The organism is Yoonia sp., assembly GCF_036007805.1.
Classification (GTDB): Bacteria; Pseudomonadota; Alphaproteobacteria; order Rhodobacterales; family Rhodobacteraceae; genus Yoonia.
In genome coordinates, this window is the sequence record NZ_DASYOK010000362.1 from 1 (window position 1) to 9,357 (window position 9,357).

9 protein-coding genes and 2 pseudogenes are annotated in these 9,357 nt (G+C 57.1%); 5 read left to right on the forward strand and 6 right to left on the reverse strand.

Annotated elements, in window-relative coordinates; all coding sequences use genetic code 11:
• Nucleotides 1-451 precede the first annotated feature (451 nt).
• The 5 genes and pseudogenes from repC (VGP75_RS19010) to VGP75_RS19030 all read right to left on the reverse strand — a co-directional run bounded on the left by repC (VGP75_RS19010) (nt 452) and on the right by VGP75_RS19030 (nt 5,159).
• The gene (repC, locus tag VGP75_RS19010; protein ID WP_327545157.1) at nt 452-697 is read right to left on the reverse strand and encodes a replication initiation protein RepC; all 246 of its coding nucleotides are present in this window, start codon (nt 695-697) and stop codon (nt 452-454) included.
• A 6-nt stretch (nt 698-703) separates the two neighbouring features.
• A complete protein-coding gene (repC, locus tag VGP75_RS19015) occupies nt 704-1,765 on the reverse strand; it encodes a plasmid replication protein RepC (RefSeq protein ID WP_327545149.1) in 1,062 nt (353 codons plus the stop codon).
• Nucleotides 1,743-2,711: a plasmid partitioning protein RepB gene (repB, locus tag VGP75_RS19020; RefSeq protein WP_327545150.1), complete on the reverse strand. Its 969-nt coding sequence runs from the start codon at nt 2,709-2,711 to the stop codon at nt 1,743-1,745. The genes repC (VGP75_RS19015) and repB overlap by 23 nt, the downstream gene beginning before the upstream one ends.
• A complete protein-coding gene (gene repA / locus VGP75_RS19025) occupies nt 2,711-3,910 on the reverse strand; it encodes a plasmid partitioning protein RepA (protein ID WP_327545151.1) in 1,200 nt (399 codons plus the stop codon). The genes repB and repA overlap by 1 nt, the downstream gene beginning before the upstream one ends.
• 333 nt (nt 3,911-4,243) lie before the next feature.
• Nucleotides 4,244-5,159: pseudogene (locus VGP75_RS19030) on the reverse strand (recombinase family protein).
• A gap of 172 nt (nt 5,160-5,331) precedes the next feature.
• Between VGP75_RS19030 and VGP75_RS19035 the strand changes: the two are divergent.
• Complete coding sequence (locus tag VGP75_RS19035) at nt 5,332-6,405, forward strand: Fic family protein (RefSeq protein WP_327545152.1); 1,074 nt, start codon at nt 5,332-5,334, stop codon at nt 6,403-6,405.
• 84 nt (nt 6,406-6,489) lie between these two features.
• Here VGP75_RS19035 and VGP75_RS19040 read toward each other — a convergent pair whose 3' ends face one another.
• Nucleotides 6,490-7,554, reverse strand: coding sequence for a tyrosine-type recombinase/integrase (locus tag VGP75_RS19040; protein ID WP_327545153.1), 1,065 nt, complete (start codon nt 7,552-7,554; stop codon nt 6,490-6,492).
• 15 nt (nt 7,555-7,569) lie between these two features.
• On the opposite strand from VGP75_RS19040, the gene VGP75_RS19045 reads away from it, so the two are divergent.
• The 4 genes and pseudogenes from VGP75_RS19045 to VGP75_RS19060 form a co-directional block, all read left to right on the forward strand.
• Entirely contained in the window at nt 7,570-7,791 is a 222-nt protein-coding gene (locus VGP75_RS19045) for a type II toxin-antitoxin system CcdA family antitoxin (protein WP_327545154.1), read from the forward strand.
• Between the two features lie 12 nt (nt 7,792-7,803).
• Nucleotides 7,804-8,097 (forward strand): CcdB family protein, encoded by a 294-nt coding sequence (locus tag VGP75_RS19050; protein WP_327545155.1) that lies wholly within the window; start codon nt 7,804-7,806, stop codon nt 8,095-8,097.
• A 245-nt stretch (nt 8,098-8,342) separates the two neighbouring features.
• Entirely contained in the window at nt 8,343-9,227 is an 885-nt protein-coding gene (locus VGP75_RS19055) for a DUF1403 family protein (protein ID WP_327545156.1), read from the forward strand.
• Nucleotides 9,228-9,229: 2 nt separating this feature from the next.
• Nucleotides 9,230-9,357 (forward strand): annotated as a pseudogene (locus tag VGP75_RS19060) (SMC-Scp complex subunit ScpB); the annotation flags it as partial.

A 9,357-nucleotide genomic window follows, 5' to 3' on the forward strand; every position in this document is an offset into this window, starting at 1 on the left:
CATCGATCCCAACATAGATCACTGATTGTTCTGTCGTCATGCTTTCCTCCATCGCTATGAGACGGCACACGCCGTCATGCGATCAGAATACAACCTGATCTGTCAGAAGCGCGCGGATAGAGAAAGACATGCGGTCTTACTTTCGTCGCTGCGGCGTGTCGGCACGGTGCCTTAGAACATAACGTCGCCTAATCTACTTTGGTCCTAAGAGTGTGCGGCTCGCAATACGGCGGGCAATTTGATCGCGGAGTTCTTTCATTGGCTGCGCAATTTCGACAGGCGATCATTTTTTGGCCACTTGTCCACCGCGGTGGACATCGTAGGGTCTTGAAAAAATTGAGTGGCCAAGGAGTACCCCTCAAATGTGACGTGGCAGGAGCGCTGTGTAGCGTTTGGAAAGACGTCGCTACCATATGTTTGGCTTTCAGTAAGGCGTCCACCGCGGTGGACGTTAGATAGTTCGCTCGTTGGTTTCAGACAGTCGCTTGACCGAAGCTAACGGATCAAACTGTTCTTTGCGTTTCCCCAGAGTGATACTGTTAAAATATGCTCCAAAATCCCTGATGCGTTGCCCAAGCTGTAGCATGATGAAGATAGCGCATGATACTTTCTGGGCTCCTACAGTATTCTTGGCTTTCTCGAAGGTAGCCGGGTGAATGCCCATCATTGGTGCAAGTGTTTGAGCGTGGTTTTCAATGTCTAACTAGGTTCTAAGTATTCCTGTGGAGAACGACGTTGCTTGATCACAGACTGAGGTCAGAAAGTCTGGCTTCAGAGCTTCATTGCCTATTTCGGTATCTAAATCTTTTTGTTCTTTTTCATACTTAGATTGGTGCCGGACAGTTTGGCCGTCATTGGCGGGCAATTCCATTGTTTCCGGTGGATCATTCGGTGTGGCCAAACTCTGGCATTTTACCTCTGTGTCGGTGAGCAGAGCGTGGTATTCAGGGAGGCTTAGCTTCCTGCGTAGAAATCTCCGTGCGTGGTTGATGAGTGAGTTGCTGGGATCGTGCTCTTCCAAATGGGCGAGTTTTGTAAGGATCTGCTTGCGGACAAATATCCGATCCCGACGATTATTCTCCATTTCTTGTGCGATGGCGATAAGCTCGCTCGCACGTTGGAGTAGGGGGGCGAGAGACAAGCCATAGCTGATGCGGTGTCCGTCGGATGAGCGAACGCGGTAGCGCTTTCGGTTCGAGCTGTCATTGCGCTTGATGAATCCGACTTCAACCAAGCGGTTGATGTGCCTGCGGAGTGTCCGTTCGTCGATTCCGCCAACGCGCTGGCAGATGGAATTGTTCGATGCAAAAACCGTTTCACCATGGCCAGGCTTCAGGAAACTGAGCATGGCTTGAAGTGTCTGTATGTGGCTAGGACGTAGACCAAACATGCTACGCGCATCTCTCAGGGCTCTGAAGATTGTCCAGACGTCGGTTTCAGATGGGGTAAATGCGCCTAGGGTTGCATCAGCACCTGCGGCTTCGATCGACAGTTTTGTAAATGCCATGGTTTGTTCGCGACGATCATTTGGCCTCAACTCCCATGTCTCTTTCCTCGATTTCTCGTGGAAAAAGGCAATAAATATCAGTCCACCGAAACGGTGACTCTTGACCGGTATGCTGGAGGTTGCTACGTCAAAGATGCTAATCAGATGATGAGGGCTCTCCAGGGGAAACTTTGGGGGGCTCTTTTTTCGGGTCTTCGCTTTTCTCCTCTGCTCGTGTTTCTCTTTATCGCCTGGGTTAGGACCCAGAGCCTCTCTCATTCCGCCATTTTTCAAAGAGCTGCAAAAGCGTGTCTTCCACGCGCTCTTCGAGCCATTGGCCGAATTCTGGATTGTCCTTTTTGGTGACCTTGATAGCGATCGCCTTCTCATCGACTGTCAGCGTGCCCAATGTACTGCCGTTCTCATCTTTGATGACCGAAGCAAGGCCACGATTGGGCGGCTTCTTGTCGCTACGTGCTTTGCTCGAGCAAGCCGAATAGACCGCTTGGAACTTTTCGGAACTAGGCATGTCGTCGGGCAGAGTGGCGAGCGCCTCTTTGGCGATGGCCACCAAATCTACCTTTACCGATAAGGCAGCCAGATCACTCCACTGCCGCCGTCCAATCCCATGTGCTGGCCCGATGAGTTGAACAAGGCCGTCTGGCAATTGTTCTATGACGACCCTGTGGTTGGATACGCCTTGCCGGGTTAGACCCAGAGCATCCTGGATGACACCGGGTTTGTAGCCAGATTCCTGCATCTCTTTGATAAACAGTGACTTTTCTATGAAAGACGGATCAAGCCTGAGGTTGTTCTCCTGGCCTTGAGCGATCAGAGATGCGTCATCATCCAAGGTCCGAACAATTGCCTTGACCGTTCCACCGACCTTGCGGATTGCCGCAAGCCTGCGGCGGCCGTAGATGATGCGGTATCTGTCCGGTTGGGTAGATGGACGGACCATGATTGGCACTTGTTGGCCATGCTTGGCGATACTCTCGGCCAATTCATCGATGCTGGAATCTTCTAGCACCAACCGATCGCGCAGCCCATCCATATCAATCTGATCGGGCTCAATGTCGCGGATCGAGTTTGCTGTGATCTCGCGCAACGAGTCGCGCAACCCGCCAACAGATCCCGGCACCTTTGTTGCTCTTGGTGGGGTAGGGGAGGCAGCTACGCTCTCCGTCTCATCCTTTGGAGGCTGGTTGAAGATGTTTCGGGCCATCAGCGACGCCCCCATGCCATTTGGATCGTCTGCTCCAGCTCATCGCCAACGCCGTTCACGCTTGTCAGGGCGCGATCAATTGTCTTTCTGATGAACTGGCTTGGATCGACTTCGTAGACGGTCTGCTGGGTCATCCCCGCGTCGGAGATCGCCGTAGACTTTAGCATCGGTTCTGTCATGACCTGACCTGCCAAAATTGATCTCAGGTAGCCTGCCATTTGGGTCTGGGGCCCGTCTGACGGTTCATATTTGGTAATCAGGAACTTGACAAAATCCCAGGTAACTCGCCGGCCGATGGCTTCTTCCACGGCCTTGACCGTTTCCGAAGCAAGCTTCAGAAACTGGCTCATGGATGCGATGTCAAGCATGCCAGGTACCACGGTTACCAAAAGCCCCGTCGAGGCTGCCAGCGCAGTCAGCGTCAAAAAGCCAAGCTGAGGCGGACAATCGATCAGGACGAGGTCGTAGTTTGCCCCATCCTCTTCAAGCGCCAAAGCGAGGCGCTCAGCGAAGATGGGTTGTACGCGGCGGGCGAGTGCGTTTGCGGTCTCAGTTTCGTATTCCGAGAGCATCAGACCTGCTGGAACCATATCGAGTTTATGGAAGTAGGTCTTGTGGATGACGTTCGAGAGTGGAACTTGGTCCTCATATCGCAGAGCATCATAGATTGTGCCACCATCAGCGAACTCAAGCTCGGGCCGAAAGCCGAAAAACGTGGTCAAACTTGCTTGCGGATCGAGGTCAAGGACTAGCACACGGTAACCGCGCAAGGCATACCGTTGCGCAAGATGAATCGTTGCAGTCGTTTTTGATGAACCGCCTTTGAAGTTAACGACAGATATCACCTGAAGACGGTCGCCATCGCGGCGGCCAAGGCGATAGGCTTCTGCATTCTTTCCCGTGCGCCCCAAAATATCGCGCAACTCATCTACCTCTTCGGCCGTGTAGAACCGGTGTCCGCGGTTATCTGTATGCACCTCTGGGAAGCTGCCGTCTTTGTGCCGGTTGCGCAGGTTTGAAGTGCTTACGCGCAGTAGGCCGGCAACTTCGGTCGAACTGAAGCGCCGTAGGGACTTCCGCTCTTCGGGTTCGAAAGCGATCTTCATCTGGCGATCCAAAGACTCGGCCAGATTGTCGGCAAATGCTCCAATGTCAGAAGAGCCTATGCCATGCGCATCTCCAACGTTACGATTATTCATGTTCTGCCGCCCACGCTTGGCCCCTGTTGAGGCTCTTGGTCATTCTGACGGTGTACAGCATGTCTGACGCGTTTCGCCGTCAGAATGGGAATGCCACGATCCAGCGAGTCCGGCAAGAAAAATCTAGATGTAGTGCGAAAGTTATACACAGCACCAATAGGTGCTGCCGCGAACAAAATTCAGCAAACCATTGATATAAAGTACTAATTGCAGTCATAGTTGTATCGAGCCGCTATTCTGTAGAGCTGGCACAATAGCAGTTAACCCCAAGCAACTACTGGCACTTTCTGCCTCCTGTAGAGTTTTCTCACGTTGGATCTTTCTGGATTTGGGTCAGAACTTACACTGACCTTCGCTCGATTCGTGCGGCATGAGGTTAAGTCGCTCCGCCCGCACCAGCAGCATCTTCACCGACGAAGGCTGCCATCTCGTTCGGCCACGTGGCGTGCGTTCGCGCATAGATTCCAGCCGTTCACAGATCGCCTGAAGCGTCATCTCGGGATCCGCGCCCTTGATGGCGGCGACGATGGCGGGCAGACGGTCGTCGGTTTCGCGGCGGCCGGTGCGGGCCAAAACTGTCTCGGGCAGAAAGCCGTCGCGAACGTAGGCGTTCACGGCGCGGAGCAGTCGGCTTTGCGTCCATTGGCGCTCGTGGGGCAGGGGGCCCGTTGATGATGCGTACCACGTCTTCTTAGGCCAGGTCAGGCCGGAGGCGACGGACATGGGGCACCCAGTCTTGTGCCGTCTCGTTCAGACGTTCCATGTAGCCATCCTGCCGGGCCAGTCGCACTTTGTGCAGCGCGGCGGGGTCGCGGTCGCGCAAGCCCGGGTTGCCACCCACGCGTCCTTTGGTCCTTGCGCTGGCCAAACCGGCCTTCGTCCGTTCGCGGATCAAGGCGCGTTCGAATTCGGCAGCAGCGCCCAGCACCTGCAGGGTGAACTTGCCCTGCGGCGAGGACGTGTCAATCGGGTCCTCTATCGATCGGAAGAACGCGCCTTTCGCTTCCAGCCGCTCGATCACCTCCAGCAGATGCGACAGGGATCGCGCCAGACGATCAATGCGCACGACAACCAGCGTATCGCCCTTGCCGTTCCGTTCGAGCACACGCGCCAGCACCGGCCGGGCACGATTTCCGCCTGAGCCGTGCTCTTCATGGATCTCGGTGCAGCCCGCGGATTTCAGAGCCTGCGACTGGGGCAGGGGGGTCTGATCCTCGGTCGAGACCCGAGCGTAACCTAACAGGGGCATCAAAACAGTCTTTTTGCAGTTTTATGTATCGCTACTAAACGACCATATGTTCGCAGTGGTACCCGTTGACGCTAGTCTTATGTCGTAGTGGTGGTCCTGATGATGAGAAAAGCCCTGATATTCCCATCATAAAGAGGTATATTTTGAGGAGAATACCTGACATATTCTCCTCATGGATATTTGGAAAACACCTGCATGGCCCAACTTTCGACATGACGCTGCGGCAACTGAAGGCCCGCTTGCAGATTTTTCTGCGCGTCTTGGCTCCATCAAAGGGTTGCAAATGGCTCTGACTGCGGAGGAGCGGCGCGAGACCTTTCTCCGGGCAGTGACAAGCGAGGCGGTTGCCAGCTTTGCGATCGAGGGAGCCGCCCTTCGCAGCGCGGATATCGAAGCATCGGTTGTGGCTTCTCTGGCCCATCGGGGCGCCGAGCCGCAACGCCGCACAGACGCTATTGCGACCTTGATGTTAGACGCCAGAGAAGGGCAGGGGGAGTTGTCAGAGGATCGTTTATTCCACTGGCATCAACTTCTGTTTCACGGTGTCGAGCTGGAAGACAAAGGGCGGTGGCGCAGTTTCCCGATCGTCATCGTGCGTGGTGCGAGTGTTGGCAAGGAAAAGGTTCTTTACTCGGCGCCGCCGCCTGACTGCGTCGCGGCTATGATGCAAGAATTCTTCACCAGCCTCGAATCTAGCCGTCTCCCGGTGCCAGTTCATGCGGCCCTTTCCCACCTCTGGTTTGAGTCAATCCATCCTTTCAGTGATGGAAATGGGCGGATCGGCCGCGCAATTGTCGAATACATTTTTGCGCAGGATGGCGCTTTGCCGTTTTCCCTGTCGCGCCAGATCGAAGCCGATAAACAAGGGTATTACCGTGCACTTCAGGCCGGGCGCAAAGTGGCTGGCGATCATATTGATGCCACCCCTTTCGTCTTGTGGTTCCTCGAGCGCCTGACGGCCGGGATCGTGGCGGCCGAGACAGAGGCCCGCTTCTTGGTCTTGCGCAATGGGTACTTCATGCGCTTTCCCGACCTACCAAGGCGGGGCGAAAAGGTATTGCGGCGTCTCTTCGCTGAAGGACCTCGACGCGTATCGGAAGGTATCAGTGCTGGTCCATATGCAAAGATCGCTGATGTCTCACTTGCCACAGCAACACGCGACTTGGCTGAGCTGGAGACAATTGGCGCAGTTTTCCGGGGGGCCGAAGGCGGTAGATCGACGCGATATATTCTGACTATTTCGTAGAGATTTGATCGCTACGAAAGAACGTCTCACTTAATTTCTGAAGCTAGCGGGTGCCGTCGACAAATCAGAAGCGCAGGTAACGAGTCATAACCCTGCGGCCTTGGTTAGGTTCACGCGGAACCTGTCTCGGCGGCGCTGGTAACGGCGTGTCATGTCAGCTGAGGCGTGGCCGAGCTGTTTCTGGACATAGCGCTCATCGACCTCGGCAGAACTGGCCAGACCAGCACGCAGGCTGTGCCCCGAAAACAGTGCCAGCCGTTCTTTCTCGGGCAGGTCTGACCGGATACCGGCGTCGAGCACGGTGCGCTTGATCAGGCGTGCAACGTGTTTGTCGTTGAGGCGGGCATCCAGCGCGCGCTTGCCATCCCGCGATGTGCCCACGAAGACCGGTCCGAAATCCAACTTCGCAAAGTGCAGCCATTGGTTCAGCGCATGGACAGGACAGGTCTGATCTGATGAGCCACGGCCAATCTCGACTTCGCGCCAGCCGGTCTTGGCGTTCAGGGTGAGCAGGGCACCCTTGTCGAAGATGTCGATCCAACCGCCAGAGTCCGGCGTGTCGTCCTTGTGAACGTCGAGGCTGACAATTTCTGATCGCCGGAGGCCCCCGGCATAGCCGATCAACAGAATCGCCCGGTCCCGCAGACCACGCAGATCGTAGGGCAAGGTGGCCACCATCGCGAGGATGTCGTCAGCCAGGATTGCTTCCTTTTGCACCGGGGGGCGCGCATGCTTGCGCTTAATCCCAGCCAACACCGTGGCGATGTGGCGGTTCTTGCGATCAAGGGCGAACCCACGCTGCGCATAGTTCCACGCAAGGCCGGAAAGGCGGCGGTCGATGGTGCTAACCGATAGGGCAGGGGAGGCACCAGTAGCCGATGCCAGATCGGCAAGATAGAGCCCAATCAATTCGGGAGACGGCGGTCGAGGCTCGGTGCCCTTCATCCGGCACCAGCGTGCGAAGTGCGCCCAATCCTTTGTATAGGCGCGTCGTGTGTTGTCAGACGCTGCAGCGCGCGCATAGTCGCGGGCGGTATCCACCAGCCGGTCGAGGCTGCCAGACCCAGCGACATGAGAGGGCAAGGAGATCATGTCAGACGGTTCTTGTTCCGGTGAAACTCCTGGAGTATCCTCTTTATTCCTACGCATCTTTCAGGGCTTGATATGGGTCGCGTGAAAGTCAATCTGACGCTGGACGCCGACGTCGCTGAAACAGCACGGTCGCTTGGTCTCAACATGTCGCGCCTTGCCGAAGCGGCGATTATCGCGGCAGCGAAGGTCGAGCGTAACCGCCTTTGGCGAGCAGAGAACCAGCCCGCAATCAACGCCTATGCCGAGGAGATTGCCAAAGAGGGTTTGCCCCTCACGGGCTATCGCAGCTTCTGAAGCGAGGACGGGATGGCGCAGTTCGATCTTTATCGCCTCAACGGCGGGCAGCTTGTCGTGGATCTTCAAACCGATCTGATCGGAATCGACGCGTCGCGCAGTGTCGCCCCTTTGCGAGAGGTGGGACGTTATGTGGCCTTCCCCGGTCTCACCCCGACGGTTGAGCACAATGGGTCGACGTGGATTGTCAGGGTTCAGGAGCTTGCCGCTATTCCTGGCGCTGAACTGCGAGATCGGGTTGGGTCTTTGGCCGTTCATCGCGACGCCTTGAAGCGCGCGTTGGACATCCTGATCGACGGCGTGTGATCCAGACCTATAGGAAGAGAGTGCCAAAGCCTCGCCGGGCAGGGCGTCTCTCTCGTTGCCCTCGCTCTTCGAAGACCCGTTTGGCGCGGATGAGCTCGATTTCTCGTGGTTTTCTGACATATCGCTAAGCATATCTCTTCATGTCCGATAATGCAAACTTATTGGACATAATGCAGAACTTCAAGACGGGGCGGTAAGCTCGCTATTTTCTGGAATAAAGCGCCGCGCAAGTGTAGGGTACCGGCATGACATTTGCCCGACCGGATCACTCCATCGACCCAGACACGCTACCCCGGATGCCCGCCTGGGTCACCTCCGCGCGAGCTGAAACCTTTGAAGATGTTGCGTTTTTGTCGGGCGCCGCGCTGAATCACCTGCATCTTGTGTTGGAACACACGGAGGTGCCCCAAGCCTTGTTGCGGGATCGTCTCGCGTTGCGGGCGGCGGAGACGTGTGTCGCGTTTTCTGGTCGGCCGGAACGGGCAGGGGAGTTGCGCGACGCTGTGCACCTACTGAGGCCTGGCGACCTGCCCGGACCGGCAGGCGAAACTTGCCTGGCCTGGCGGCGCGCGGTGGAGCGGACGGTTTCCGTCAAGGCTCTGGGTCGGGCCTTGCCGACCCTCGAGCCGGGCCGGATCGTCACCTGGCTCGATGCGGCGAAAGGGGCACCGGTGACACGTGCCGCGACGGTGTTGGACGCGGTGCTGACCGAGGCGCCGCGTGCGGAAGTCCCGGCGCTGATCCTTGCAGACGCGGTCCTGGCGCAGGCTCTTGGTTGGGATCCCCTCGTGCCGCTGCTGGCGGCTGGTCTTAAACGCGCTGACCTGCGCAAGCATGGGGACGACTTGCGCCTGGCCAGTCATCGGGCACTCATCTCTTCGGCGATTGAGGCTGTGCGGCAGGCCGCCGACCTCGCGCGTCGGGCGGCGCATCTGAAGGCGGTCGCACCCAAGCTGCGGGCCAAGGGGGCGGGCGACGCGGTCGAGATGTTCCTGACCCGCGATGCCGTGGTGCCCTCTTCTCTGCCGTTGCCGGATCGAGCGGCGCGGCGGCTTTGCGATCGATTGGTTGAGCTTGGCGCAGTGCAGGAATTGACCGGCCGCGACACCTTTCGGCTCTACGGGGTGTAGCGATGGTGAAGGATCGCTCGGAACCTGACTTGGACCGCGAGTTGTCCGACCTGCCTCCGGAGCTGCGCTGGCGGGAATGGATGCGGCGGATCGAGGCGGTGCTGTTTGCCTCCGCCGCGCCGGTGCCGCG